This is a genomic window from Pseudopedobacter beijingensis (assembly GCF_042678145.1).
Classification (GTDB): domain Bacteria; phylum Bacteroidota; class Bacteroidia; order Sphingobacteriales; family Sphingobacteriaceae; genus Pseudopedobacter; species Pseudopedobacter beijingensis.
Genome location: NZ_JBHUDG010000050.1, coordinates 165,450 through 190,493 on the forward strand (window position 1 = coordinate 165,450; position 25,044 = coordinate 190,493).

Genomic DNA, 25,044 nt, shown 5'->3' on the forward strand with positions numbered 1-25,044 from the left:
ACAAAAAGAAGCCCAAAAACAAATATCTCCTTGAAGATGGAAGACATAGATATGACTGGGTAATAGTAAAAAATAAACTTATGCAAAACAAATATCAGATAAAATCAACGGTTCAATTTCCAGAACAAACAACGATACCGAGAGATCAATCGGATAATATCATGTTTGATATTTTGCAGGAAAACGTTGTCGATAACAAAGTTTATTGTGAGGAATTGATAAATAAAATTATGAAACTTCCTTATGCAAAGCTACCCGATTTCTTTTCACACCATTGCGTTTTTGTAGCGGACCCCATCAAGTGGCTTAATAAATTTGAAAAACTTATAGCCGAAAACGAAGAACTGTTTGTCAACTCTACCAACCGAGGTAGAATGATAAAATGCTACACCATCATTGAAAGTAAGCGGAAAGAAATAGAACAGACAGGCTATAGACATACGGCGGCTAAATTACCAATGCAATATGTAAATGCTGAATGTGAAACACGATACTTTTCATTTAAAGAAACCAAAAACAGATTGATCGAATTGCAGGACTATACTGAAAAAATTATGTTTCTCACCAAAGAAAAATTTGATTACGAACAAGCCAGTATTGACTTTATTAATCCCAAATTGCCCGATTATTCGGATCAATGTCAAAAGGAAATAGATCAAATACAGCACATCAACCGCCTGACAAACGAATTTTCCATTGAGCAAATGCAAAAAAAGAAAGATATGCTTCCATTCAGCAAACTAAAAATAAATTGCAACATCAATCAGTTTGTGGATATTTTCTATCAATTAAACAGAGAGTTGTTTACCAATGGTAAACCCGTCATAGACGGCAATGTAAATGACTTTGTTGCTATCCTTGTAAATTCATTTGTAGACAAGAATGGTAAAGAACTAAGTCCTCAAACCATCAAAACAATATTTACTCCATCCAAAGCCGATAAGCGACCTAAACCTCATAAGAGAATAGATATTGACAAGATGCTATAAAGCAAAAGTGTCCTATAAGACCATTTCGGGACTTTTTGACTTTTTAATGTTTCTGATTTTTGTTTCTCGTATGTGCAAAATTAATTTGATTTCAACGCTATTCAATATCATGGACGCATTAAGAAGTATTAATTATGAGGGGAAATTTTATAAGTTGGCTTTATGTATTGGAAAAGAACTTACATCCAAATGTACTAATCAAGACTGCCGAGCATCATTTAGGATTCACTCGCTATTTTGATGACCTAAAGGAAAGCACACAGCGATTTAGACCCTATTTTTTAAGTTTGGTCGGTAGTTCTAAATCCGAAAAAAAAGCAATTCTATTGCAGTTGACAATTGTTAGTAACACCATACATAATTATATGGTTGGTATGACAGGATCGTGGAATGAATATCCATTTTCCACCCAAGTACACCAGCTTTACCGCCAAACGCTGACCACACTGGAATCGCTTTTGGAAGCCTGCGAGAGGTTCGACAGGCATATTTTATCTGGTCTACCCTTGACGGCCTATTCCATTCCAAGTATCCGTATGGAACTAAGGAGAAGGTTACGTGATTTACACAGTCTGGTTTCCAAATCAGATGTTGATCCTGTATTGGGAGAATTGGTATTAAATAAACTAAAGTTATTAATCGAACGAAAGGGAATGAACCGATCGGATGCGGAGTACGCATCAATGATTTTGGAAGAACTGAAAAAGTTACAGCCCTTTACCACAGTTGAGATGGAAAACCTATTGTATCAGTACGATTTCAATACCCCGGCTTTTTTCAACTATTGCGCAAAATGTTGCAACCGTCTAATGGTGGACACACCAAGTTTACATGAACAATTAGAAATACTAATTGGATTGGAAGACAGAATCAGCAGCCTACCGGCACGGTGTACATCAAGATGGATGACAGAAGATGAATCCATTAGAGAACAAATAAGGACACTCCTTGCAGAGAAGAAACAATATATCCAACAGCGAATTGAATTACGAAGATTGGAAATACAAGATAGTAAACTTAGTGAACAAACAGACCGGATGCAGGTTAATCTACCCGTGGCTCAATTTGGACTTTTTATAAGGTTATTCATGGAGAAAGGATTATTGCCCAAAGAAGAGGTAGGCAAAACCTTTGCCTATTATGCCCGGCATTTCAGCACTCCAAGAACACCGTTCATTTCTGCCGAAAGTTTACAAAAGAAATCAACCGATGTGGAATTTTCTACCGCAAAGAAAATGAAAGGCCATCTGATCGGTATGGTCAATTGGCTGAACAAGCATTATAGCGTTTCCAATCATCAAGATTCATAACTGCCTGCGTTCAAACTCGTCAAGAAGCCCCTGTCTTTCCAATATCTCCAATAAAGTAGCATACCAGATATAGTTGAAGCCTTTTTTCTTTCGTAAATCGGGCAATTTCATATCCATAATGTCTCCGAGCGTTTCCAAGCCCATACCTTTAGCTTGCTTAACGAAATCGGTATCTATGTTCAATGCCGTAAGGGATATGTCAGAGGATGTCATCTGTTGATCTGAATTATAAAGTGAAAATTAATCATAAATATTCTTATCCCCACAAATTTAATATACCAAATCTTAAATATGAAATATACTTCATAACATGGCAGGTAATTATGTCGCAATTTCGTTATGTGAAGCACATACGAAATGACGATATAATTAAAGCTCTTGGCCAACGGGTTAGAGACCTAAGGTCGGAAAGAAAGCTAACGATGGAAAAGTTAGCCGAACTTTCCGGCATTGACTACCGACAACTTTCCTACATCGAATTAGGCCAGACCGACCCCGGTTTGAGTACCCTACATGCCATAGCCAAAGGGCTCGATATTACCCTCTCCTTTTTGATGGATTCGGAATCTCTCCGCTAAAATCCACTCCCTTTAATTTTTCAAAAAAACACACTTTATTTTTAATTACGCCTACATTTTGACTTGGGGGTGAAACGTTTCTTTCACCCCTTTTCACTGTTTTTGCCTTATGCCGTTTTCGTGCTTTGTACCCGAATGGGAGAATAACCCCATCTGGAAGTATGAGGTACATGGAATTGGCAACGCTGCTAAAAAATGCAGCCGAACAAGGAACAGCAAACGCAATCAAAGAAGAACGCCCCGTTCCAGATCAGTTGACCAAAGCCGATGCTTACCGCCTGTACGGTCGGAGCAATGTGGATAGATGGCTCCGTGAGGGGCTAATCTCCGCCCAACAACCTACCGACACTTCCCAAATCTTTCTTGACAGATCAGAACTCGAAGCCGTTGCGGCTTCGAGCAATCGGATCACCTACCTGCCTGTAACGGACAGGTAAGCGCATCTGCTGCGATAGCGGAGCATGGACGGTCTTTGACATTGAGGAGTGAAGCATTATCCCGTGAGGAATGGGAAATTTTGCGAAAGTGAGGTAAGCCAATGCTTGGCGATACCAATATGCTGAAAGCGCATTGGCAGGCAATAGCCCGGTCCGTACGGACTGACGTGAGTAGCTCCGACAACTTACTATAAATCGGCAAGAGCGGATCATTTCGGGTTCGTTGCCCGTTGCCGGTTCCAACACGGGAAGACCCAATTCCCTTCATTAGTAAACCATTAAATCCCCAAGAAGCTATGAATATACTATTGACACCGCTGCAATTGCAGACATTGCTTTCTTATGCTGCCGAAATGGGCGCAAAACTGGCCCTGTCCAAAACTGGCCATATCCGGCCATACCTCAAAAAATCAGAAGCATTCAAACGGTATGGACGAAAAAATGTAGAGCATTGGATCGGTCTGGGACTGATTACCCCGCGCAAGGACGGCGACCACTCCGCAGCATGGCGGATCGACCGCATGGAGATCGAAGCCGTAAGCAAATCCCGCGAAGCCATGCGCTACCTGTAAAACCTATCCATCACATCAAAAAAATTTCTTATGACATCTTACAAAAGCAACACACCATCCAATGAACCGTTGACCCTCGTAACCCTGCTCAAAGCATTGGGGCATGAACCCGTATCGATCAATGGCGATGAATTTCAATACGCCAGCGTATTCGGAAAGCGAACCAATAACAAAGTAGTCCTAACGGTCAATCAACAATTTAAAAGCTGGTTTGACAGCTCACTTGGCAAAGGTGGAAACCTTATGGATTTTGCCCGTACCTATTGGCCCCATCTTTCCCCCGAACGGATCGAAGAAAAACTTCGGGAAATACAACTCCAATCAGCTAAAAAAGATAGACCCCTACGCAAGCGCAAAGCGACCAAGATACCCGATTACCATGTCGCCCGTACCCGCCCTTTGGGATACAACAATGAGGTTACCGATTTTCTGATGGAAAGCGGTCTTTGGGAACTTGCCGATCTGAACATCCGAGAAGTCTATTATTATGTCATTGACCAAAAAGGCAACCGCAAGGATTTTTGTGCCGCAGGTTGGATGAACGAAAATGGAGGTTGGGAAGTGCGCGCCCAAAATTATACGGGCTGTATCGGTACAAAAGGAATGACCTTTATTTCGGCGAGTGAAACCGTGCTTGCCATATTCCCCGAATATGTGGACTATCTGAAAAGACGGAATGACAAGCATCTGCACTACGCATCGGTACTGATATTAAATCATCCCGATTTTTTGTCTGCGGCTCTGAAACGTGCAAGCCATTTTGAAAAGGTACTGCTTTATATCGATGAAACGAGGAACGGCTACCAATCGGCAACGGAAGCATTCACGGAAAAACTACCGCACACCGAAGTTATATCCCTTTAATTATCCAATCCACCTGCTTATGTCAAAATATGTAAACGTGGACGATCTCCGAGAAATCCCAATTTCGGACTTCCTGGCTCGGCTCGGTCACCATCCGGCACGAAAATCCGGCAAGGAACTTTTCTACCACAGTATGTTAAGGGAGACCAAGCAAGATACGCCATCCCTCACGGTTTGGGATGAGGGTGGCAAATGGATCGACCGAGGTGGCCCGAACTCGACAGGCATACAGGGCGGTAGTATCGTACAGCTCGGCCTTGCCTATTGGCCACAGCTTTCCTTTGTCGAAGTACTCAACAAAATAAAGGACACCTGCGATATGCAGGTGTCCATGATACCAGCCTATAAACCCGTCCGATCTCCTACGGAACAGGAACAAAAAGGCTACACCTTTGAACTTGTCCGAACGCAACCCATCGGCAGAAACTTTGTCCTGACCAAATACCTTGAAGCACGTGGGATATTGGACGTTGCAAATGGACACCTGCATGAAATCTATTACAGAAACCGTCTTGACAACGAAAATAAAAGCATTTTCTACGCCATTGGCTGGAAGAACGATTTGGGGAATTGGGAATTTAGCAATGCCAAAGGCTTCAAGAGCAGTATCGGTAAAAAGGGAATTTCTGTTATACCCGGCAATCCAAGCCATGCCGTTCTATTTGAGGGATATATGGACTACCTAAGCTGGCTCAAAGTAAACCGCCCAGACCCTACACCCACCGCCATTGTCCTAAATTCCATTGTCCAATTAAAGAATGCCATCGAACGGGTTAAGGGCATACCCATCGTGGACGTGTATTTCGACAATGACGATCCCGGCCGTAACTGTACCCAAAGGTTGATCGAAGCCGTGCCACAGGCTAAAGACCGATCCGGTGTATATCAAGGGTACAAGGATTACAACGATATGTTAAGAGATGCCATAAACGAGCATGAAATCCAGCACCAACGGGCAGGCCCCAAACGGTGATTTTCGGAGGGGCTGAAAACGGTTATTCCGATATATTGATAATCACATATACACATAAATGGATATACCGACAGCTATCTATGTAACTATCCGAATATACAGTTATACGGATAGACCTATATACCGATATTTCGATAGCCACCTATGCAGATAGCAGTACATACAGATATTCATGTATCCCGATATATGTATATCCAAACAGGTAGCGATACGGATATATGTATAGGTACGTATCGGTTTATCCATATAGGCACATATACAGTTATTCACATAGATACTGATACCGACATACAGCTATCCGTATAGATAGCTGTATTTATAGCGATACAGCCGATCAGATATATAGATCATCAATTGCTATCCCCAAACCTATGTGCCAAAAACACACCCAATCCACTTTTTTGCCCGTTGCGGTATAACCCCTCTTTTTTGTTTCGTATTGTGCAAGTTGTGTTTTTGTACGTACGGCTCTCGTACCTCGATGCCGTACCCACAAAAACCAACTTGCCCCGGAACAGACCAACTCCGATGGAGCAGGTCCGCACCAGGGTAGGAAAAAGGTCGCAACTCCCTTTTTCTCCTGCCAAGCGCACCACATCCGCCGACAACGGCGAAACATCCATAAACCTTTAAAACCATTACCATGCTAAGACACGGTAGCCTTTTTTCGGGCATCGGCGGTTTTGACATCGCCGCTTCATGGATGGGTTGGCAAAACGTTTTCTCCTGCGAGAAAGACCCGTTCTGCCGAACTGTTCTCAAACACTATTGGCCAAATACAGCACACTATGAAGACATCTACGATTTTCGGGCAACTCACTTTCGAGGACACATCGACATCATCAGCGGAGGGTTTCCCTGCCAGCCGTTCAGTCAGGCCGGACGGCGAAAGGGGGCGAAAGATGACCGTTACCTCTTCCCGGAGACTATCCGAATTATTAAGGAAGCACGGCCGGAGTGGATCGTTCTTGAAAACGTTACTGGACTCTTCACCATTCTCGAACCCGATAGTCTTTCTCAAATGGAGATCAAAGCGATTGAGCTTTTTTGTCAGGACGGTGAACAACCTGCAACAAGCACCATCATCCGACTCCAACGACGAGTTATCGGAAGCATCATTTCAGAAATCGGGTCAGCAGGATATGTACTACCGACACTTGAAGACGGCACGCCAATCGTTCTGTGTATTCCGGCTGCTGCCGTTGGCGCTCCACACCAACGGGATCGGGTTTGGTTTGTTGCCCACGCCAACCGCCACCGAGATAAGCAACATAAAAACGACAATCGAGCAGGCAGAGGACAGGCGACGGCTAAAGGACAGGAAGAACGAGAGGGGCAACGGCGGTCAGGTCTCCTTGACGGATTTTCTGGTGTACCATGCCCTGATCTCCCTATGGAGCCCGGCAGAGGACTTAGCCGAGAGGATGCCCCAAGAAATACAGAAGCGTTTGCTAAAAGTACTACCGACAGCGGAGCAGATCGATGGCACGAAATTCCCCTATGGACGGGATGGCCAACTGAATCCCCGTTTTGTGGCCGAGATGATGGGCTTTCCGAAAGACTGGACGGAGTTACCTTTCCGACATGGCGTGCCGAAAGCATAAAAGCCTACGGAAATGCCATCGTTCCGCAGGTCGCCCTTGAAATCTTTAGGGCGATACAGTCCGTCACCCTGAACCAAAAAGCACCATGAAGAACAGAATAAAAAAGAGAAAGTCCGCATCCCATGAACAACGATCCCGACGTTTTGAACTCCGGTTGAGCGAAGCAGAACGCACGCAGTTTCTTGATCTTGAAAAAGCACTTGGTCTAAGCCGTGCAGACATCGTGCGTATCCGAGTACTCCAACATTCCAAAAAGATGCTGGTCAATACCGCCGAAATCATGAAACTACTGGACGGTATCGGTACAGAGATCGGCCGATCCGGCAACAACATCAATCAATTGGCAAAGCACGCCAATACCCTGCAACAACAGGGAATGTTACATTCCAACTTGATCCGTGACCTTGCGCCATTGCTTACCGAATATATCAGATTGCAACGGAGGTTGGAACAATCCATTCGGCAGCTCATTAGGCTTATAAGGGGGCAGACATGATCGTTAAGATACTCGACCCGTCCACCACATTCAAAGGAGTGCGTTACAACACGAACAAAGTGGATAAGGATAAAGGCGAACTGATGAAAGTGGCAAATTTCGGTGCTTTGCAAGCCCTGCAAAATCTCCGTCCAAGAGATTACGTCAATTATCTGGAAGCCCAATCCGCAGCCAGTAGCCGCACGAAATACCCACAGCTCCACGCGGTCATTTCCTGCAAAGGGCGTTCGCATAGCAAAGAAGAACTAACCACCATCGCAGAGCAATGGTTGAGCGGTATGGGCTACGGTGAACAACCCTATCTCTTGGTATTCCATAAGGATACGGCAAACAATCACATTCATATCGTCTCCACACGGGTAGGCCGGGACGGCAAAAAGATAAACGACAGTTTTGAGAAAATCCGTGCCTACGAAGTGTTAAACCGTGTCGTTGGCGTGGACGAAAAGCAACAAGCCAATAAGGACATCGAAAAGGCTCTGGATTATAGTTTCTCCACACGGACGCAATTCATGATGGTGCTTGAAGCGCAGGGTTATTCCCTCAAACTGTCAGATGGGAAATATCAGATCAGCCGTTACGGCAAAAGACAAGGCACGGTTTCTTTGGAACAAGTGGACACCAAAATTGGTACTTTCAGCAAAGACATCAATCGGTTGGCACAGCTCCGAGCTGTCTTTGCTAAGTATCAAAGCCAATACGATCCGGCGGTGGTTCACACTCCGGCTCCACTTCCCGGCAATAGGCCGTCCGCACCATCGGGCTATACGTCGGCAATGGCACAAATGCTATCGGACAAATTTGGGGTACAGATCATATTCCACGGTAAGGACGGGAAACCGCCATACGGCTACACCGTGATAGACCATTCGAGGAAGATGGTCTACAAGGGCAAAGACCTTATGCCATTGGCTGAATTTATCGCACCATCGGAAGATAGACCCAAAATATCGCCTAAAGCGGATATAACGAACCCTACTCTAAAGGGGTGTGTATTCCGGCCCGAAGAAACAATCACCGAAAACGGTTATGTGCAATCAGCCAAAGACGACTTCGCAGAACCGAACGAAAAAGAACGGAAATCGACATCCGAAGAAACCACCATAGTTGCCGATTATGTACATGGAACAGCCGAGCAATGGATACCGAATATCCAGATCGATATTTCCGACGACATCGACGACGAGGCGATCCACGGGCGCAACCGTAGACGTAAGCGCAAAGCCCGGACGAATACCCGTTGACGCCCCCTTATTAACAACACCATTAAACCCAATGCACTATGCTCATACTTATAGGAAACCAAAAAGGCGGAGCGGGAAAAAGCACGCTCACCCTGCTGCTCGCCAACTACCTGACCCAGCAACAAGAACGGCGGGTTACGGTGCTCGATATGGACTATCAGCAATCACTTTCCGCTAAAGCCGAGAAAGCAAAGATTCTGGAAAATGAACCGCTGTACGAAATCGTTCCAGCCGACCTCAGCCATTTTCCGGCAATGCAACGGAAATTGGGAAAAGCACGGAATGAAATCGTACTGATAGACCTGCCGGGCAAGATGGACGACGACGGGTTGATACCCATATTCGCCGCCGCCGATGCGGTGCTCTGTCCGTTTGCCTTTGACGAATTTTCCGTGGATTCGACATTGCTGTTTGCAATGGTCATCGGCAAGATCAACAAGAGAGCGCCCCTCATTTTTGTACCGAACCGTATCAAGAACACCGTCAAATACGAAACCCGGACGGAAGTCGAAAAGGTACTGCGAGGCTTTGGCACGGTCGCCCCCGGTCTGCCGGATCGCATAGATTTCCAGCGGATAAATACGTTCCAGACACCGATCATCCTGTATCCCGTTGTGCTACCGCTCTTAGACCTAATCTATGAACAATACATTGCTAAGGAGGAACCATCATGAGCGGAATAAAAAGCCTTGCCGATGAGCTTCGGGATTCCATGCGGAAAGACAGACAGCCGCAGACTAAAGAAATCCCCACGGAACAGCCCCCAAAGGATACGCCAAAGAAAAAAGCGGAAACGTTGGAACACTTATTTGACAGTATCCTAAACCATGAACTGACCGGACGGGAAAGATTATTGATCCGCTTGGACGACAAAACCCTTTTCCTGCTCAAACAACTGAAAGTTGCCAAAGGCATCGATATGAACAAGATCATCGCCTACAGCCTGCACCTGTTTCTAAAAACCCACCCCGAAATTTCCCGATACATCAAAGAACACATTAAAACCCTTGATCTATGAACTGGACACAATTCCTGCTCGGCGTTATCGCCGTCTATGGCATCTACTATGCCCTAAACGTACTGTATGACCTGTTTATCCATCGCCGTGCTCCGACTACGGGCGATGGAGGAAACGAATTGGTATTCGATGAAGATTCACCGCCCGAAAGGGTTGTTTCCGAACCATCCAAAGTAGCAATAGAACCGATGGTAAAAGACGGAAAATCCGTTATCTCGTCAGGCCCCCTGCAATCCACGGGGGGCATAACCATAAAGGAACTTGTTTCGCTCGCACAAAACAACGTAATCGAGTACACCAAAGCCATCCCCTACTAAATCCAATTATGCAATCCATCCGTTTTTTGACAGTATTCCTTACTGTCATTTTTTTTGCCCTGTACGCCACCGCCCAGCCCGGTCTTGCCGAGTTTAGGGAAGTGCGCAGGGAAGTCAATACTTGGTATTACAACTTCTCTGACCTTGCCTTTGTCATCGGTGCTGTATGCGGACTGCTCGGAGGACTACGGGTGTACAGCAACTGGCAATCCGGCAAGCATCACATCGATGCGCAGGTCATGGGGTGGTTCTTTTCCTGCCTGTTCCTGTCGCTCGTCGGCGCCGCACTAAAAGCCCTGTTCGGGGTAAACTAATAGCCAATCATTTTTCATTCACTTTTTATCCATTATCTCTATGACAGTAAACACTAAAAAACTGTTTGCCGTGGCCGCACTTTCATTGTCAGCGGTCCAATCAACATTCGCACAAGGCGGTACAGTAGGTATCGATGCCGCCACATCTTCGCTTACCAGCTATGTCGATCCAATTTCGACGCTCATTCTCGCCATCGGTGCGGTGGTCGGGCTCATTGGGGGAATACGGGTGTACATCAAGTGGAACAGCGGAGATCAGGACATCAATAAGGAACTGATGTCGTGGGGCGGTTCCTGTCTATTCTTGGTACTCGTGTCGGTGGTCATTAAAGCGTTTTTCGGCGTATGACACACGGGCGTTATCCGATCTATAAGGGGCTTCAAAAGCCCCTTATCTACCGAGGTTTCAAGGGAAAGTTTATCTATTGGGGCATAGGTTCCCTTATCGGCGGTCTGGCCATCGGCGGACTTATCGGTGCAATTACCAATCTCTTTCTCGGTGGCTTCGCAACCCTTGCCCTGATGGGTGCAGGACTTGCCTACACATTCATGAAACAAGGTGACGGTCTCCATGACAAAACCCGCCACCGTGGCGCATTTATCCATCCTGCCCATTTATCGATCAGCTATGAAACCGAACCCGATTTATCGGGTGAGCTCTCATCAGCCATTAAAAACAGACAAACCGATGAAAACAGAGAGAAAGACAACCTTTGAAATGCCCTATGTGGGTATTGACCATTATCAGGGAATGTCGGTACTGTACGGCGACCGTGGTGATTTTTCAGTCGTTATGCGATTGACCAATCCCGTCTTACAGTATGGCGCCGATCCCGAAGCCTATACCGTTTTCCAACAAGTCTTGCTGAACGTCATCAAGATACTTGGCGAGGGGCATATCATCCAAAAACACGACGTATTTATCAAACGGAAATACCGCCCCAAACCCGCATCCGAATTTTTGGAACAGAAATACCAGGAACATTTTGAGGGTCGGGAATACACCGAGATCAGAACCTACCTAACGGTGACCCGTCAGGTCAAAAAAGGGGCATTCTATACCTATGACAAAAAAGTGCTTGTCACTTTCGGGCAGAACATGGCTAAAGTCTTTGACCTGCTTTCGGGTGCTGCCCTTAATCCCTCATATCTTACGGAAGCCGAAATAAACCGCTTTGTAAACAGGGTGCTCTGCATGGAGTTTGAGCAACCCCACATCACATTGGACAATCTCCGCTGCGGAGACCGTGAGTTGCAAATAGGTGACCGGGCCGTCCGCTGTATCAGTATGGTCAACACCGATTCGGTTGACCTGCCCGAAAAGGTCGGATCGTTCACCGCCCGAACCGAAACAAACGGTATGCGTGATTTTCCGGTAGACAACCTTTTTTTCCTGCACAATGTTCCCGGTTATCGCACCATTATATATAACCAGCTATTGGAGATACCCAGCCAACAGATCACGTTGGGTAAACTTGAAGTAAAGCGTAAAAGGCATTCGAGTGTACCCGATCCGGCCAACCTCATGTGCGTGGAAGACATTGATCGATTGCTTGTAGACGTGGCCCGTGACAATCAACTATTGGTACACGCCCATTACTCCATGATCGTATGTGCCGATACGGACAGGATCGACAAGACGGCCAATTTTATTGAAGCCGCATTGTTCCAACAGGGGATCATTCCCTCACGCAATGCCTACAACCAATTGGAGCTGTTCCGGTGTGCCCTGCCGGGCAATGGCGTGGAACTGAAAAAATACGATTGGTTCCTGACTACCGCCGATGCCGCCCTTTGTTTCTTTTTCAAGGAACGGCTGCCGACCGACGAACCATCGGAATTTCTGCTAAGGTTTACCGACCGTCAAGGGGTGCCCGTGGCGATAGACCCATCGGATTTGGTTATGCGCACTGGGCGCATAAAAAATCGCAATCGCTTCGTTTTGGGGAGCAGTGGTACGGGTAAAAGTTATGCCATAAATGCGATCTGTCAGCAGTACCTGCAATACAACACGGACGTGGTGATCGTGGATGTGGGGCATTCCTATTCCGGTCTTTGCAGTACCTATGGGGGCAAGTACATCACCTATTCGGAAGAAAAGCCCATCACGATGAACCCCTTTGCGATCAGCGAGGAAGAATACAACATCGAGAAAAAGGATTTCTTGATAACGTTGATCTGCCTGCTCTGGAAAGGTTCCGAGGGTACGGTGACCACAGTAGAGCGAGACGTAATTTCCAATGTCATTTCAGCCTATTACGCCCATCATTTCGATAAGGCCATCGAAGACCGAGTAGACAAACTGGACTTTAATTCCTTTTATGAATTTGCTGTTCGGAAAATCCCCGATATAAGGAATGAGGAAAGCATTGCTTTTGACGTGGAGGAATTTCGGTTCGTGCTAAAGAAGTTTTACCGAGGAGGCGAATATGAAGCCATATTGAACGAGGAAGCCGACCAATCCCTGTTCAACGAGCAATTCATAGTCTATGAAATTGACAATATACAGAATAACAAGACGTTGCTGCCCATTGTCACGCTCATAATCATGGATCTGTTCGTGCAGAAGATGCGCCACCGGAAGAACCGCCGGAAAACGCTGATCTTGGAGGAAGCATGGCGGGCCATTTCGTCGCCCATGATGGCAAATTTCCTTTTATACCTGAACAAGACCGTACGGAAATTCTGGGGGGAAATCATCGAGGTGACACAGGAGATCAACGACATCATCGGCAACCCCATCATCAAGGACAGCATCATAAACAATTCGGACACCATCATCCTGCTGCAACAGAACGAAGCCGACTTTAGAAAGGTTGCCGAATTGCTGTCCATCAACGAAGCGGAGCAAAAAAAGATTTTCACGATCAACCGTCTGGACAACAAGGACGGACGTGCCCGTTTCAACGAGTTCTATATCCGTCGGGGAAATACGGGCGAAGTGTACGGTGTGGAGGTTAGCATTTACCACCACTTGGCATTCACGACCGAAAAACCCGAAAAAAGTGCCGTGGAGATTTACGCCAAACATCATGGCAGCTACCCGGCCGCCCTAACGGCGTTTGTCTCCGACATGGAAAAGAGCGGTCTTGCATTGGGCGATTTTGTGCAAAGGGTGAACGAGAACAACGCGCCCGTTGAAACACAAAGAGAATATTTTAAACCTGATTTTACATGAAACGATTTATTGCAATAACGATCCTGTCCTTTGCCGTTTTTTATGCAAGAGGACAGATTTACATCGACCCCGCCGTGGCAGCCGCGACGGGTGTCCATGCAGGTGTGATGAACAGCCAGCTCAACAATGTGAATAGTAATCTTACGCTCATCCAGCGCGGCCAGATGGCCGTAACGGGCCAGCTCCTGATCGTGAACGATTTGCAGGATAAGATTTACAAAGGATTAAGTGAAGTTTCCGGCGTTGTCCGTTCCCTGCTCACCGTAAAGGACATTGCCAATATTTCCCTTGACATCGTTAACGACGTGGAAAAAGCAATGAACATCGCAAGGGGAAATCCGGCACTCCTATTATTTGCCGAAGCGGGCGCACGGGAATTTAAGACAAGGGCGACCAATCTATCTGCCGAAGTCAGCGCCTTTGTACTGAAAGGCGGAAAGGACAACCTAATGGATTCGGGGGAAAGGGCAAAACTGTTAAACCGGATACGTACGGAATTGACCATCCTGCGAGGCGTAGCCTTTGGGATGCACAGAAGTATGTATTGGGCAAAACAACGCGGTATCCTTAATTCCCTTAATCCATACGCAGGTTTTATCAATATCGACAAACAGATTGCCGATGACATTATCCGTAATTCAAGATTGCTCAAACGATGAGATACATTATCCTAACTCTACTGCTTTTGGTCATCACCTTGACCAGAGCAAATGCACAGCTCAATGTGGAACTGATCCACCAATTGGTCGAACACAGCAAAGATGAATACGACCGCCAGATCACCGCAAGAAACCGACAAGCCATTACCTCGGCTAACGAGGAAGTAAACAAAGAAGAAACGTCAAAACTCAAAACCCGTTATCGGCAGTTGCACAGCCGTTTCCAGACCCTCGGTATGGCATTGCAGGGGCTTAGTATGGGGCTTGAATCCGCGCCAATAGTCACCGAGATCATAAACCAACAAAAAAGGATTGTAGGCATTGTGTCCACACACCCCGAATTTCTTTTGCTTGCCATCGATGCAGAAAAAGATATGGCAGAAAAAGCCGTGCAGCTTGCACGTTACCTGACCGGACTTTTTATCAGTATTAACGACCTCAACCAGATGAAAGCGAGCGACAGGAGAATACTTTACGGACACGTCCTGCAGGAGCTTAGGAAGATCGCAGGAGCATCACGGGGGCTTGCGGCTACCCTATACTATTCGACACGAAAAAAGCTGCTCGATTCCCTCAATCCGTTTTCCGGTTATATCAATGAGGACAGGCGTATAGTCGATAATATTTTAAGGCAATTGGAGGAATTTAAACCATGAAGAAGCAACTCATAATCCTGCTGTTTATCTGTCTTTCAAAGATGACTTTCGCCCAAAGTTATGTGACGATAATCTACGATGCCAAGCATCTTGCCATTGTAAACGAAAACGGTGCGGTAAGGCTCGCTTCCGAACAGACCCACAACAATATGCTCGGCAACATCCGTGGACGCATCGACGATATTAACGTCAACCTATCTTCCGTGGTGTTGGTGCAGAACATGATCCACCGATCACTCGCCGAAGTGGATCGGGCATTGAAGTCCGGCCGCTCCGCGCTCCATATTTCGAGGCTTGTTCAGGACATCGCCACCCACAGCACGAAGATGCTTGAAACTGCCAAAGGCGAACCGTGGCTGCTGCTCTTTGCCGAGGCCGCCAGCCGCCAGCTCAAAGACAGGGGCATAAACCTTGCCGCCGAAGTCTCCGACTTCGTTCTACAGGAGGGAAAAAACGTGCTGATGGACTACGAAAAAAGAGACCACCTCATGCGGAAGATCATTCTCGAACTGAAAGTCATACGCGCATTGGTGTTCAGTATGGAGAGGTCAATGTACTATGCCAAGATCAACGGCGTAGTGAAAATGGCGAACCCATACCGAAACTTTATCAACATGGACAAACGCAAAGCGGACGAGATCATACGGAACTATTATCTACTAAAGGACTGAACATGAAACCATCATGATTTATTCAAACCATCTAATGGAATGAATAAATCCGATAGCTTCATCACCATTTAAAAACAATTATTTCGATGAAAAAGATAAATATCATTTGGCTACTGCTGTTCCTATTTTCCACGGGAACAATGGCGCAGAACGTGAAGCGACAGACCGATAAACATATCGTAAATCAACAGGAACGCATGGTTCATAAGCAATGGGATCGAAAGAAGTTTACGCCAACAAGTGGTTTTCTCGGTCTAAACTATCAATATTGGCTCACCTGGGCGTGGCATCCAAACTACAACAAGACCGACCGCCGACCGTTGAGCGGTACAGGGCCACAGACCTTGCGCATGGGTATGGTACTGGCCATGCAACAAACGGACGAAGCCTATAAAAAGCATACGGACACCATCCGCAATGTAGCGGTGACCGAAGCCCTCAATTATTCCGGTCTGGTCACGGATGCCGACCCCTTATGGTTACTTTATTACCGCAGGGAGTTTGGAAACCTAACGGGCGACACGGACACCGATCCGCTCGCCGGACTTTCACCGGACGTCGGGGATTATTTGAGGAACAAAGGTCTATTGGAATGGTACAACGAAGAACGTGCGGAACTCAAAGAACGGTTGGAAGCTGCCCGAACGACCACGCTCGACCGTGGTAGCCGTATCATGGCTTACCACCGTTTGCTTGGGGAACACCGGAAACTTCTGTCCGCATGGGAAGCAAAAAAGAACTATGCCGCCAAATTCCTTTTATTGAGCAAAAGCCGTGACCGTCTGCAAAGTGAGAACCCCGATCTGCCGGAGTTTTCTGGCGGTCGTTCCGATGTACAAATTGCAGAGGACATCCTAAAAAGAAACCAATAACCAAAATCAGATTACTTTATGGACTTTATCAACATGACGGGGCTAATGCCCCGTTTTTTATTGCAGGGAAATCCTGTAAATGTGCCGGACTCGTTTAAAGATACGTTCAATTTTTTACAGGGGAACGGTGTCTATGAGGAGGGTGTTATGCACTTTCTCAAAGGCATGAAAAACACGATATGGACGCACTTCGATACATTCATCACCGATGCACAGGCCCTTGCCGCCATTTTCATGCTCATATTCTTTGCCATCAAATCATACGAAATGATGGCGGGCGACAAAAAAATGGAAATCATGCCTTTGTTACGCCCGTTCGGGCTTGTAATGGTCATCATCTGGTGGGGAACGTTCACCCGCATACTTGCATATCCCACGGACATTGTTGCCACCAAAACGGAAAGCCTGTTTGACAGCGGGCAGATCGAAGTTAACAACCTACGCCTGCAACGTGCAAAACTCATGGTTGACGTTGCCGATCAACTGACCACCATACAGGCCGAAACCGAGATCGCCGAAAAAGAAGCGGATACGTGGTACGGTCAGGCGTGGGATGCGGTCACCTCAACGGTAAAGGAGGGTTTTGCTTCGGTATGGAACCCAATCGTTGAACTTAAAAACCGTATGCAAGTGGGGTTACAGCTACTGGCGACCTATACCTTAGAAACGTTGGCCGTCTGGGTATTGCGCATCTGCGTTTATATCATCTTCATTATCCAGATTCTCTATTCGACCATCCTCATCATTTTAGGCCCGTTTAGTGTTGCCGTAAGTATCCTGCCTGCCTTTAGGGACTCCTTTGGTACGTGGATAGCCCGGTTTATCGCCGTTAACCTGTATTCGGGCATTGCCTATCTGGTCATGCACGTAGCCAGTCTATTCCAACAGTATGCAATGGAAGCCGAGATTACAAGGTATCAACAACTCCTTGAAAGCACGGGCGACACATTGGAGAAAATGGGCTGGTTTGCGGGCAACGGGATTTTAAGTTTCGGTATCGTCATCGTGACATTCCTGATCGGAGGACTGACCATGCTCACCGTACCGAGTATCAGCACATGGATTGTATCGACAAGTGGTATCACTTCGGCCGCAAGCACAATGGGGCGTGGAGCATCCAATATGGGCCGTGCCGCAAGAAAGATAATCGCCAAGTTTTAACCCCTTTTAAACACGCAATGCTATGATAATAAAAAATATTGAAGCCAAGATCAGGCTTGCCACCTTTATTGCCGGGGCAAGTCTGATTGCCGCCGTGCTCATGGTGATGACAGTATCTTTTTTTGCCTACAAACAGGTAGGCAATGCACGTAAATCCGTGTATATACTTGACGCTAACAACGTTCCCATGTCTGCAAGCCAGACCGATGTTGAAGTAAACAGACCCATCGAGTACCGTACACATATCAACCTTTTCCATTCACTATTTTTTACGCTCGCACCGGACGATAAATTCATCGAATACCAGATGCGAAAAGCCATGTACCTGATCGATGAATCCGGTGCATTGCAGTACAACAACCTGCGGGAAAAGGGATTTTTCAATTCCGTGCTGTCGTCCAGTTCCGTTCTCACCATCCAGACCGATTCCATCCATGTCGATCCGGTGAAAAAGTACTTCCGCTACTATGGTAAACAGACCATAGATCGGCGTAGCTCGACGGTAGTACGCACATTGGTCACGGAGGGCTATTTGCGAGACCTTGACGTGCGTACGGAGAACAATGGTCACGGTATATTGATAACCCGATGGAAAACGCTCGAAAACAAAGACATCAGCTATGTTCAAAAAAATAACTTCTAACCGCTCGCCCGACACAACGGTGTGGACAGCATTTTACAGGGAGTTTGGCAAGTATATCGATGGTGGCATCGTACGTTCCAAACGGTTCCTTGAAGCCCGACCACGTACGGTATTTTTTGCAATGGTGGTAAGCATTCTCGTTTCCGTTGGATGCTTTCTTTTTCTCCCAAAAGAAACACCACAAAAAGACAACGTACAGCTTTCCGTACAACAACCCTTAATGGATGGAATGGGCGGTATTGTCACGACCGTTTCAGCTCTAAAGGAACTGCTGGAAATCCGTACGATCCTCGACAGTCTGATGGAAAAAGAAAATTTGGACAGCTCCGACAGCCTGCTAATGGAGAGAGCCATCGACAGGATGCAAATCCTCGAAAAAAGATTGGCCGAAACAAACAAACCCCAAAATTCACCCTAATACAATCCAACAAACATGAAAATCAATTTCAGACAGCCGCGTTATGTGCTACCCCTCATAGCGTTGCCATTTCTATGCCTGTTCTTCTATGTCTATCAAACAGGTTTTGCAAAGGAAGAAGCACCACAGCAAGAGGGCGATCCTTTGCAGGGCCAGATTGCCGATGTATCGGAGGACGTGAAGAACCGCGCGCTATCCGACAAACTTGCCGCCTACCGTGAGCAGTACCGTCGAGGTGACGGTTATACGGCAATAGGCCAGTTACAGGAAGAAAGAGCCGAACAATTCCGTTTTGATGAACTGTACAACGAAGAAGAAAAGCGAAAACTTGATTCCATCGAGCGGGCGCTCAAAAACCAGCGACCTGTTTCCGTTAGCGGAGATTCGGAAAATGACGACCAAGACCGAGCATTGCAACAGGCCCTTTCCTCATTACAGCGAAAACCCGAACCGATCAGGGAGACGCCGGACAAGACCGATCCGATGGAACTTTTCCGTAAGCAGATGGCCTATGCGGACAGCATGGCAAGGGCAAACGATCCCGACGAACAGGCAGCCCGCATGGAACGTGAACGCATGGAGGAAGCGAAAAAAGAACTCGAAAACCAGCCCCGTCTGTCCGTTTCCAAATACGGTACAGGTCAGGGAACGTTCAACACCATCCGCCCTGAAAATGACAATACTTTCATTCAGGCTATTGTCGATGAAAACATGACAGGGTATGCCGATTCCCGTTTGCGCATTCGGCTCATGGATGACCTATTGGTCGGCCCGCACGTGGTCAAGAAAGGTACCCACGTATTTGCAAAAATTTCCGGTTTTTCAGGGCAACGGGTACTGCTTACCATCACTTCCATTATGTACGGCAACAACATACTGCCTGTCCGACTGGAAATCTATGATAATGACGGCTCACCCGGACTGTACGTGCCCGCTTCGGCATTCAGGGAGTTTAGCCGGGAGCTCGGCGGTAACACCACGCAGGGAGTTACCCTGCAACAACAAGCGGAAAACAACAGCCAATTGGTCATGAGCGCCATCCAGCGGATGTTCCAATCCACAACGACCGCCGTATCAAAGCATATACGGAAGAACAGGGCGAAACTGAAATACAACACGATGGTGTACCTCATCGATCCACAGGCACTCCGCCAAAGCCAACAGAATTACAAACAGTAAAACCATTTAAGATTCCATCATGAAAAAGAAACATCATTTTCTAATCCTTTTCCTTTTATGTTTTGTAGCATATTCCGCCCACAGTCAACAAGCTACGGAAACCCGGTTGGGAACACTTCCCGAATTAAGCCTGCACCGTGGCCATACGGTGCATATCCTTTCACCCGAACCCATCCAATACGTTGACATCGCTTCGCATCATGTATCGGGCGACCTGCCCCTTGAAAATGTACTACGTATCAAATTGCACGAGGATACCACACAGACAGAACACCTCGATTTTGAACTTGGAACAATTACCATTGTCGGCGATAACTTTGTGGCGCAATACCGTCTGACGGCCCCATTGTGGATGAACGATACGGGTATTCCGGCCATGCTCGAAATCAAACCGGAGCACACCCGTCCTTTGGAAATTTCGGAGATCGGGTTGAGCCGTAGCCAGATGAAAAACCTTGCACTTGGTCTGCTTACAAAAAACGCCCATCGGCCTGTACGGAGTACGAGGGATTACGGTGTAGGTATTGCGCTTAACAGCATTAGCACATTGGGCGATTATATCTTTCTTGACGTATCGTTTACCAATACATCAAACCTTTCTTACAATGTAGACGAACTCCGGTTTTTCATTGAGGACAAGAAGATCACCAAAGCAACCAACGTGCAGACCGTTGAAATCAAAACCCTATGGCAATACCAGCCCCTTACCGAATTTAAGAAAAGGCACCGTAACGTGTTCGTGCTGAAAAAGGCAACTTTTCCCGGCAGTAAGGTACTTCGGGTAACGCTTACCGAAAAACAGATTTCCGGCCGCACGGTCAACCTAAAAATAAAATACGGCGATATTCTGAAAGCCGACACCTTTTAGGTCGGCTTTATCTAACCTCTAATAACAAATACTTATGGAAGAAACCAAAGAGCAGCAGGGGCTTTACCGCTCCCTGCAATTTGGCATATACCTATCCGTTGTCCTCGAAGTCTTTCTGTTTTTCTATGTAGATAAATTTCTTTTGGCAGGGGTAGCAAATAACAGTTTGCTACTCTTTGCAGAGAGGCTTTCGAGAGTACCATTTTATGCCGAACTGATAAACAGCAAGCTCTTTACACTTGTGCTGATCTGTCTGGTCTCCATCGGAACATTAAGCCGAAAGAAAAAAGACCTCAATCCCAAGACCCAGATCGTTTACCCTTTGGCATTGGGGATGCTCATTCTTTTTTCGGGCTTATGGTTGCAGGGACATGAAGCAGCCCCGATATGGCGGTCGGTCAATTGGTATGACCTTGCCTATGTCACAAGCGCTTTTGCCGGAGCCATTTTGGTACACGTTGCAATAGACAACGTATCCAAGATCATCAGCTCCAACTTGGGAAAGGATCGCTGGAACATTGAGGAAGAATCCTTTATGCAACCAACCGAACCCGTGATAACACCGTACTCGATCAACATCCCGACCTTGTTCTATTACAAAGGGAAAGTCCGTAAAGGGTATATACCGCTTGAAAACATTTTTAGGGGGTGTCTCATTTGCGGGGTTCCGGGAAGTGGAAAATCGTTCGGGATCATCATGCCGATCATACGCCAAATGCTGGCCAATTCGTTCACGATGTGCCTATACGATCTGAAATACCCCGATCTTGGCAAGGTTGCTTATTACCATTATCTGCTTGCCAAGCAGGACGGTCGATGCAGGGATTACAAATTCCATGTTATCAATCTCAACGATCCCGCAAAGAGCAGGCGGGTAAACCCGATGAAACGGGCTTACCTAAACACGCTTGCCGATGCTTCGGAAACAGCCGAAGCGCTTGTCGAAGCCTTGAAAAAGGGAGACAAAAGCGGTGGTAGTGACCAATTTTTCACGCAGTCCGCCATCAATTTCCTTGCCGCCTGTATCTTCTTTTTCAGTAGGTACGAAGATGGCCGTTATTCCAGCCTGCCCCATGTACTTGCCTTTCTTAACCTGTCGTATGAACAGATTTTTACGGTGCTGTTCAGCAACGGGGAGCTTAGTTCCCTTTTATCGCCATTCATGTCCGCCTACAAAGCAAAGGCATTTGACCAACTTGAAGGACAAGTCGGAACGCTCAAAATCTTTATCAGCCGAATGGCCACCAAAGAAACGTTTTGGGTTTTCGGTGCGGATGATTTTGAGCTTCAAGTCAGTAACCCCAAGCACCCCGGTGTTTTGGTGCTCGCCAATGACCCCCGTACCCAGAGCATTAACTCCGCTTGCCTGTCGGTGGTACTTAATCGGGTTACGAAACTTATCAATACGAAAGGCAATTTACCCATCGGTTTAGTGGTGGATGAGGCCCCCAGCCTGTATATTCACCGTGTAGACCTATTGGTGGCACAGAGCAGATCCAATTTTTCTGGGGTCGTTTTGGGGCTTCAGGAGTTGCCTATGCTGCGCCAACAATACGGCAAGGAAACAGCGGAGGTTATCACGTCCATCATGGGCAATGTACTGTCCGGTTCGGTCAGGAGCAAAGAAACTTTGGAGTGGTTGGAGCGCCTTTTTGGTAAGGTGAAACAGACGGGTGAAAGCCTAAGCATCGACCGTACGAGAACCTCGCTATCCTTGAATGAAAAACTCGAACCGCTGATTCCTGCCGGAAAGATAGCATCGCTAAAAGCTGGTGAAATTGTTGGCATCCTTGCCCGTGATACGGTAGACACCTATACGGGCAAATACCAGACTTCGGCGGTTAACTGCCGTGTCAATCTGGACATGGATGCCCTCAAAAAGGAAGAAGCGAATTATCGGGAACTGCCGACCTATTACGACTTCGGTAATCGAAAAGAAGAAATCCTATTGGACAATTTTTTCCGCATCAACAGAGAAGTTGAGGAAATAGTTGAACAGTTTATTCCTATCCAAGACAATGTTCAAATTCCCGTACCAACCGAGACGACGGAATACAACAAAAGAAAATAGTCAATCGACTTTTTAAGGGAGTTAATTCCTACAAATCACAACATTATGAACAACACTCGACGTTCTGCATATCTGCGGATTAGATTTTTTTTCGGTTGGTTGGTGCTTGTTCCCTTTATGCTTTGTGGACAAGACATAGATTACAGTCCACCATTAGACAAGCTAAAGGTCACATCGCCATTCGGATACCGTATCCACCCGATCAGCGGTAAGGCTTCACACCACAGCGGTGTTGACTTTGCCGCGCGTTCCGATCCTGTATTTAATGTACTTAATGGTTATGTCAAAGCAACAGGAAGACATAAAGCACTCGGCAAGTACATACTGATAGTACACGGCGAAGTAGAAACCATTTACGGACACCTTTCCCATATACTCGTTTCATCGGGTGATACGGTAATAGCGGGGCAACCTATCGCTATCACCGGAAGCACGGGCAGGGTGACAGGAGAACACCTGCATTTTTCGGTGAAATTCAACGGTAAATTCCTTGACCCCTTGAAATTCCTACGCAGGTTAAGAGAACAATTAGACCAATCCTTAAACATGGAATAATATGGACTATCATTTAAGATCACTGCAACAAAAACTAAGTGTCCTGGCCAGTGGTGAAGACATTGGTCTGACCCCAGCGGAAGCCGCCATTTATGGCGTGGAATACGCAGACGAATGGCCAGATGACGAATCCCCGGAGGTGGATGAAGATGAGCAGTAAAAATTCTAAATCCCTGCATGAAATAGTTGCGGAGAATATCATCAAGAAACTCGAACAAGGTACAGCACCGTGGCAGAAGCCGTGGAATAGCAATAGCCCAGCTTTTGAATTACCGTACAATGCAATCACCGGAAACCGATATAAGGGTATCAACAGCTTATCACTATTATCGGCCGATCGTGAAGACCCGCGTTGGATGACGTTCAACCAAGCATCTGCAAAAGGCTGGAACGTAAGAAAGGGAGAAAAAGCAACCCTGATCCAGTTTGTCAAGACCCATGAACTTGTTTCCAAAAGAGACGAAGAGGGCAAACCAATTTTGGACGAACAGGGTAAGCCCGTAAAAGCTAAGGTAGGTCTTGACAGGGCAATTATCACCACTGCTTGGGTATTCAATGCGGAACAGATCAATGGTATCGAACCTTTGGTGAAATCCGAAGCAAAGCAATTCCAATGGGATTCTATCCAAAGAGCAGAAAACATCATTCAGGCTTCGGGAGCAGATATAACCCACAAAACAGGTAACCGAGCGTATTACAGTTCGGCACTCGACAGTATCACCATGCCTTTGCGTGAACAATTCGATGCACCGGATAAGTATTATGCCACCGTGCTCCATGAGCTCGGTCACTGGACGGGCCATAAAGACCGTCTGGACAGAAGCATGGTTGACAGTTTTGGAACAGAGGGCTATGCCCGCGAAGAACTTCGTGCCGAAATCGCTTCGATGCTTATCGGTCAGGAACTCAACATTGGCCATGATCCCGGCCAGCACATTGCCTACGTGGACAGTTGGATACAGATATTGCGTGATACACCTTTTGAAATACACGCTGCCGCCGCCGATGCGGAAAAAATTCTTAATTATCTATTGGCATTTGAGCAAAAAAGGGAAATCAAGGCCGCTGCCAATGTTCAGGTCGAAGCCCAGACCGAGGCAAAACCACAAAAGGTAAAAGAAGCCACCCTTTCGATAGGTGATGAAATCGCCTATAACAATACTATGTACAAAGTGCAAGGGCATTTGAAACGTGGACGTATGCGTGTGGAAGACCTATCGACTGGAAACACGTTTTCGCTATCGAGAACTGACGGGCTGTATGGTTCCCTGCTACACGCCAAGCAGAACCCTAACAGTATCAAGCCAAGTGAAGACCTGCACCGCCCGGTACAAGCCGAAATTGAGGCTGTTGCCGCCTATGGCATCAGAAGATAAAAATTATAAAACTTAACAAAC

The 25,044-nt window shown here is 46.6% G+C and carries 31 protein-coding genes; 30 read left to right on the forward strand and 1 reads right to left on the reverse strand.

Annotated elements, in window-relative coordinates:
• Positions 1–80 precede the first annotated feature (80 nt).
• Complete coding sequence (locus tag ACFSAH_RS18250; protein ID WP_003005564.1) at positions 81–989, forward strand: hypothetical protein; 909 nt, start codon at positions 81–83, stop codon at positions 987–989.
• Between the two features lie 167 nt (positions 990–1,156).
• Complete coding sequence (locus ACFSAH_RS18255) at positions 1,157–2,299, forward strand: hypothetical protein (RefSeq protein WP_147284255.1); 1,143 nt, start codon at positions 1,157–1,159, stop codon at positions 2,297–2,299.
• Here the strand turns inward: ACFSAH_RS18255 and ACFSAH_RS18260 are convergent.
• Positions 2,294–2,512 carry a hypothetical protein gene (locus ACFSAH_RS18260; RefSeq protein ID WP_003005560.1) on the reverse strand — a complete coding sequence of 73 codons (219 nt, stop codon included), beginning with the start codon at positions 2,510–2,512 and terminating at the stop codon, positions 2,294–2,296. The genes ACFSAH_RS18255 and ACFSAH_RS18260 overlap by 6 nt on opposite strands.
• A 110-nt stretch (positions 2,513–2,622) precedes the next feature.
• On the opposite strand from ACFSAH_RS18260, the gene ACFSAH_RS18265 reads away from it, so the two are divergent.
• The 28 genes from ACFSAH_RS18265 to ACFSAH_RS18400 all read left to right on the forward strand — a co-directional run bounded on the left by ACFSAH_RS18265 (position 2,623) and on the right by ACFSAH_RS18400 (position 25,023).
• Complete coding sequence (locus ACFSAH_RS18265) at positions 2,623–2,877, forward strand: helix-turn-helix domain-containing protein (protein ID WP_258862631.1); 255 nt, start codon at positions 2,623–2,625, stop codon at positions 2,875–2,877.
• A 170-nt stretch (positions 2,878–3,047) separates the two neighbouring features.
• The gene (locus ACFSAH_RS18270; RefSeq protein ID WP_003005556.1) at positions 3,048–3,314 is read left to right on the forward strand and encodes a hypothetical protein; all 267 of its coding nucleotides are present in this window, start codon (positions 3,048–3,050) and stop codon (positions 3,312–3,314) included.
• Positions 3,315–3,610: 296 nt separating this feature from the next.
• Positions 3,611–3,886 (forward strand): hypothetical protein, encoded by a 276-nt coding sequence (locus ACFSAH_RS18275; protein ID WP_003005553.1) that lies wholly within the window; start codon positions 3,611–3,613, stop codon positions 3,884–3,886.
• A gap of 30 nt (positions 3,887–3,916) precedes the next feature.
• Positions 3,917–4,750: a hypothetical protein gene (locus tag ACFSAH_RS18280; RefSeq protein WP_003005550.1), complete on the forward strand. Its 834-nt coding sequence runs from the start codon at positions 3,917–3,919 to the stop codon at positions 4,748–4,750.
• Positions 4,751–4,769: 19 nt separating this feature from the next.
• On the forward strand, positions 4,770–5,723 hold the full coding sequence (locus ACFSAH_RS18285; RefSeq protein WP_039989854.1) for a toprim domain-containing protein: 954 nt from the start codon (positions 4,770–4,772) through the stop codon (positions 5,721–5,723).
• 643 nt (positions 5,724–6,366) lie between these two features.
• The gene (locus ACFSAH_RS18290; protein ID WP_003005544.1) at positions 6,367–7,416 is read left to right on the forward strand and encodes a DNA cytosine methyltransferase; all 1,050 of its coding nucleotides are present in this window, start codon (positions 6,367–6,369) and stop codon (positions 7,414–7,416) included.
• Positions 7,413–7,823 carry a hypothetical protein gene (locus ACFSAH_RS18295; protein WP_003005543.1) on the forward strand — a complete coding sequence of 137 codons (411 nt, stop codon included), beginning with the start codon at positions 7,413–7,415 and terminating at the stop codon, positions 7,821–7,823. Before ACFSAH_RS18290 ends, ACFSAH_RS18295 begins: the two co-directional genes overlap by 4 nt.
• Complete coding sequence (locus tag ACFSAH_RS18300; RefSeq protein WP_003005542.1) at positions 7,820–9,067, forward strand: relaxase/mobilization nuclease domain-containing protein; 1,248 nt, start codon at positions 7,820–7,822, stop codon at positions 9,065–9,067. The genes ACFSAH_RS18295 and ACFSAH_RS18300 overlap by 4 nt, the downstream gene beginning before the upstream one ends.
• Before the next feature lie 38 nt (positions 9,068–9,105).
• Complete coding sequence (locus tag ACFSAH_RS18305) at positions 9,106–9,741, forward strand: ParA family protein (RefSeq protein ID WP_003005541.1); 636 nt, start codon at positions 9,106–9,108, stop codon at positions 9,739–9,741.
• Positions 9,738–10,085, forward strand: a complete 348-nt coding sequence (locus tag ACFSAH_RS18310) for a hypothetical protein (protein WP_003005538.1) — start codon at positions 9,738–9,740, stop codon at positions 10,083–10,085. Before ACFSAH_RS18305 ends, ACFSAH_RS18310 begins: the two co-directional genes overlap by 4 nt.
• Complete coding sequence (locus ACFSAH_RS18315; RefSeq protein ID WP_003005536.1) at positions 10,082–10,402, forward strand: hypothetical protein; 321 nt, start codon at positions 10,082–10,084, stop codon at positions 10,400–10,402. The genes ACFSAH_RS18310 and ACFSAH_RS18315 overlap by 4 nt, the downstream gene beginning before the upstream one ends.
• An 8-nt stretch (positions 10,403–10,410) precedes the next feature.
• Complete coding sequence (locus tag ACFSAH_RS18320) at positions 10,411–10,716, forward strand: DUF4134 domain-containing protein (RefSeq protein WP_003005534.1); 306 nt, start codon at positions 10,411–10,413, stop codon at positions 10,714–10,716.
• Between the two features lie 40 nt (positions 10,717–10,756).
• Positions 10,757–11,065, forward strand: coding sequence for a DUF4134 domain-containing protein (locus tag ACFSAH_RS18325; protein ID WP_003005532.1), 309 nt, complete (start codon positions 10,757–10,759; stop codon positions 11,063–11,065).
• The gene (locus tag ACFSAH_RS18330; protein WP_003005530.1) at positions 11,062–11,433 is read left to right on the forward strand and encodes a hypothetical protein; all 372 of its coding nucleotides are present in this window, start codon (positions 11,062–11,064) and stop codon (positions 11,431–11,433) included. The genes ACFSAH_RS18325 and ACFSAH_RS18330 overlap by 4 nt, the downstream gene beginning before the upstream one ends.
• A complete protein-coding gene (locus ACFSAH_RS18335; protein ID WP_003005528.1) occupies positions 11,405–13,894 on the forward strand; it encodes a TraG family conjugative transposon ATPase in 2,490 nt (829 codons plus the stop codon). Before ACFSAH_RS18330 ends, ACFSAH_RS18335 begins: the two co-directional genes overlap by 29 nt.
• The gene (locus ACFSAH_RS18340) at positions 13,891–14,553 is read left to right on the forward strand and encodes a hypothetical protein (protein WP_201679250.1); all 663 of its coding nucleotides are present in this window, start codon (positions 13,891–13,893) and stop codon (positions 14,551–14,553) included. Before ACFSAH_RS18335 ends, ACFSAH_RS18340 begins: the two co-directional genes overlap by 4 nt.
• Complete coding sequence (locus ACFSAH_RS18345) at positions 14,550–15,209, forward strand: hypothetical protein (RefSeq protein ID WP_003005523.1); 660 nt, start codon at positions 14,550–14,552, stop codon at positions 15,207–15,209. The genes ACFSAH_RS18340 and ACFSAH_RS18345 overlap by 4 nt, the downstream gene beginning before the upstream one ends.
• Positions 15,206–15,880, forward strand: coding sequence for a hypothetical protein (locus ACFSAH_RS18350; protein ID WP_003005520.1), 675 nt, complete (start codon positions 15,206–15,208; stop codon positions 15,878–15,880). Before ACFSAH_RS18345 ends, ACFSAH_RS18350 begins: the two co-directional genes overlap by 4 nt.
• A gap of 86 nt (positions 15,881–15,966) precedes the next feature.
• Positions 15,967–16,752 carry a hypothetical protein gene (locus tag ACFSAH_RS18355; protein WP_003005518.1) on the forward strand — a complete coding sequence of 262 codons (786 nt, stop codon included), beginning with the start codon at positions 15,967–15,969 and terminating at the stop codon, positions 16,750–16,752.
• 18 nt (positions 16,753–16,770) lie between these two features.
• A complete protein-coding gene (locus tag ACFSAH_RS18360) occupies positions 16,771–17,913 on the forward strand; it encodes a TraJ family protein (protein ID WP_236582162.1) in 1,143 nt (380 codons plus the stop codon).
• Positions 17,914–17,935: 22 nt separating this feature from the next.
• Positions 17,936–18,556: a conjugative transposon protein TraK gene (gene traK, locus ACFSAH_RS18365; protein ID WP_003005512.1), complete on the forward strand. Its 621-nt coding sequence runs from the start codon at positions 17,936–17,938 to the stop codon at positions 18,554–18,556.
• Positions 18,534–18,974, forward strand: coding sequence for a hypothetical protein (locus tag ACFSAH_RS18370; RefSeq protein WP_003005509.1), 441 nt, complete (start codon positions 18,534–18,536; stop codon positions 18,972–18,974). The genes traK and ACFSAH_RS18370 overlap by 23 nt, the downstream gene beginning before the upstream one ends.
• Before the next feature lie 15 nt (positions 18,975–18,989).
• A complete protein-coding gene (traM, locus tag ACFSAH_RS18375; RefSeq protein WP_003005505.1) occupies positions 18,990–20,153 on the forward strand; it encodes a conjugative transposon protein TraM in 1,164 nt (387 codons plus the stop codon).
• A 19-nt stretch (positions 20,154–20,172) separates the two neighbouring features.
• Positions 20,173–21,021 (forward strand): conjugative transposon protein TraN, encoded by an 849-nt coding sequence (gene traN, locus ACFSAH_RS18380; RefSeq protein ID WP_003005502.1) that lies wholly within the window; start codon positions 20,173–20,175, stop codon positions 21,019–21,021.
• A 34-nt stretch (positions 21,022–21,055) separates the two neighbouring features.
• Positions 21,056–23,092 (forward strand): type IV secretion system DNA-binding domain-containing protein, encoded by a 2,037-nt coding sequence (locus ACFSAH_RS18385; RefSeq protein WP_003005498.1) that lies wholly within the window; start codon positions 21,056–21,058, stop codon positions 23,090–23,092.
• Positions 23,093–23,137: 45 nt separating this feature from the next.
• Complete coding sequence (locus ACFSAH_RS18390) at positions 23,138–23,647, forward strand: M23 family metallopeptidase (protein WP_003005495.1); 510 nt, start codon at positions 23,138–23,140, stop codon at positions 23,645–23,647.
• A 1-nt stretch (position 23,648) separates the two neighbouring features.
• Complete coding sequence (locus ACFSAH_RS18395; RefSeq protein ID WP_003005492.1) at positions 23,649–23,807, forward strand: hypothetical protein; 159 nt, start codon at positions 23,649–23,651, stop codon at positions 23,805–23,807.
• Positions 23,797–25,023, forward strand: a complete 1,227-nt coding sequence (locus tag ACFSAH_RS18400; RefSeq protein WP_157600423.1) for an ArdC family protein — start codon at positions 23,797–23,799, stop codon at positions 25,021–25,023. The genes ACFSAH_RS18395 and ACFSAH_RS18400 overlap by 11 nt, the downstream gene beginning before the upstream one ends.
• Positions 25,024–25,044 lie beyond the last annotated feature (21 nt).

Bases quoted from the DNA above. Each gene is read 5' to 3' on its own strand.
- ACFSAH_RS18250 (WP_003005564.1), top strand. From the start codon at position 81: ATGCAAAACAAATATCAGATAAAATCAACGGTTCAATTTCCAGAACAA.
- ACFSAH_RS18260 (WP_003005560.1), bottom strand. From the start codon at position 2,512: ATGACATCCTCTGACATATCCCTTACGGCATTGAACATAGATACCGAT.
- ACFSAH_RS18265 (WP_258862631.1), top strand. From the start codon at position 2,623: ATGTCGCAATTTCGTTATGTGAAGCACATACGAAATGACGATATAATT.
- ACFSAH_RS18270 (WP_003005556.1), top strand. From the start codon at position 3,048: ATGGAATTGGCAACGCTGCTAAAAAATGCAGCCGAACAAGGAACAGCA.
- ACFSAH_RS18275 (WP_003005553.1), top strand. From the start codon at position 3,611: ATGAATATACTATTGACACCGCTGCAATTGCAGACATTGCTTTCTTAT.
- ACFSAH_RS18280 (WP_003005550.1), top strand. From the start codon at position 3,917: ATGACATCTTACAAAAGCAACACACCATCCAATGAACCGTTGACCCTC.
- ACFSAH_RS18285 (WP_039989854.1), top strand. From the start codon at position 4,770: ATGTCAAAATATGTAAACGTGGACGATCTCCGAGAAATCCCAATTTCG.
- ACFSAH_RS18290 (WP_003005544.1), top strand. From the start codon at position 6,367: ATGCTAAGACACGGTAGCCTTTTTTCGGGCATCGGCGGTTTTGACATC.
- ACFSAH_RS18295 (WP_003005543.1), top strand. From the start codon at position 7,413: ATGAAGAACAGAATAAAAAAGAGAAAGTCCGCATCCCATGAACAACGA.
- ACFSAH_RS18300 (WP_003005542.1), top strand. From the start codon at position 7,820: ATGATCGTTAAGATACTCGACCCGTCCACCACATTCAAAGGAGTGCGT.
- ACFSAH_RS18305 (WP_003005541.1), top strand. From the start codon at position 9,106: ATGCTCATACTTATAGGAAACCAAAAAGGCGGAGCGGGAAAAAGCACG.
- ACFSAH_RS18310 (WP_003005538.1), top strand. From the start codon at position 9,738: ATGAGCGGAATAAAAAGCCTTGCCGATGAGCTTCGGGATTCCATGCGG.
- ACFSAH_RS18315 (WP_003005536.1), top strand. From the start codon at position 10,082: ATGAACTGGACACAATTCCTGCTCGGCGTTATCGCCGTCTATGGCATC.
- ACFSAH_RS18320 (WP_003005534.1), top strand. From the start codon at position 10,411: ATGCAATCCATCCGTTTTTTGACAGTATTCCTTACTGTCATTTTTTTT.
- ACFSAH_RS18325 (WP_003005532.1), top strand. From the start codon at position 10,757: ATGACAGTAAACACTAAAAAACTGTTTGCCGTGGCCGCACTTTCATTG.
- ACFSAH_RS18330 (WP_003005530.1), top strand. From the start codon at position 11,062: ATGACACACGGGCGTTATCCGATCTATAAGGGGCTTCAAAAGCCCCTT.
- ACFSAH_RS18335 (WP_003005528.1), top strand. From the start codon at position 11,405: ATGAAAACAGAGAGAAAGACAACCTTTGAAATGCCCTATGTGGGTATT.
- ACFSAH_RS18340 (WP_201679250.1), top strand. From the start codon at position 13,891: ATGAAACGATTTATTGCAATAACGATCCTGTCCTTTGCCGTTTTTTAT.
- ACFSAH_RS18345 (WP_003005523.1), top strand. From the start codon at position 14,550: ATGAGATACATTATCCTAACTCTACTGCTTTTGGTCATCACCTTGACC.
- ACFSAH_RS18350 (WP_003005520.1), top strand. From the start codon at position 15,206: ATGAAGAAGCAACTCATAATCCTGCTGTTTATCTGTCTTTCAAAGATG.
- ACFSAH_RS18355 (WP_003005518.1), top strand. From the start codon at position 15,967: ATGAAAAAGATAAATATCATTTGGCTACTGCTGTTCCTATTTTCCACG.
- ACFSAH_RS18360 (WP_236582162.1), top strand. From the start codon at position 16,771: ATGGACTTTATCAACATGACGGGGCTAATGCCCCGTTTTTTATTGCAG.
- traK (WP_003005512.1), top strand. From the start codon at position 17,936: ATGATAATAAAAAATATTGAAGCCAAGATCAGGCTTGCCACCTTTATT.
- ACFSAH_RS18370 (WP_003005509.1), top strand. From the start codon at position 18,534: ATGTTCAAAAAAATAACTTCTAACCGCTCGCCCGACACAACGGTGTGG.
- traM (WP_003005505.1), top strand. From the start codon at position 18,990: ATGAAAATCAATTTCAGACAGCCGCGTTATGTGCTACCCCTCATAGCG.
- traN (WP_003005502.1), top strand. From the start codon at position 20,173: ATGAAAAAGAAACATCATTTTCTAATCCTTTTCCTTTTATGTTTTGTA.
- ACFSAH_RS18385 (WP_003005498.1), top strand. From the start codon at position 21,056: ATGGAAGAAACCAAAGAGCAGCAGGGGCTTTACCGCTCCCTGCAATTT.
- ACFSAH_RS18390 (WP_003005495.1), top strand. From the start codon at position 23,138: ATGAACAACACTCGACGTTCTGCATATCTGCGGATTAGATTTTTTTTC.
- ACFSAH_RS18395 (WP_003005492.1), top strand. From the start codon at position 23,649: ATGGACTATCATTTAAGATCACTGCAACAAAAACTAAGTGTCCTGGCC.
- ACFSAH_RS18400 (WP_157600423.1), top strand. From the start codon at position 23,797: ATGAGCAGTAAAAATTCTAAATCCCTGCATGAAATAGTTGCGGAGAAT.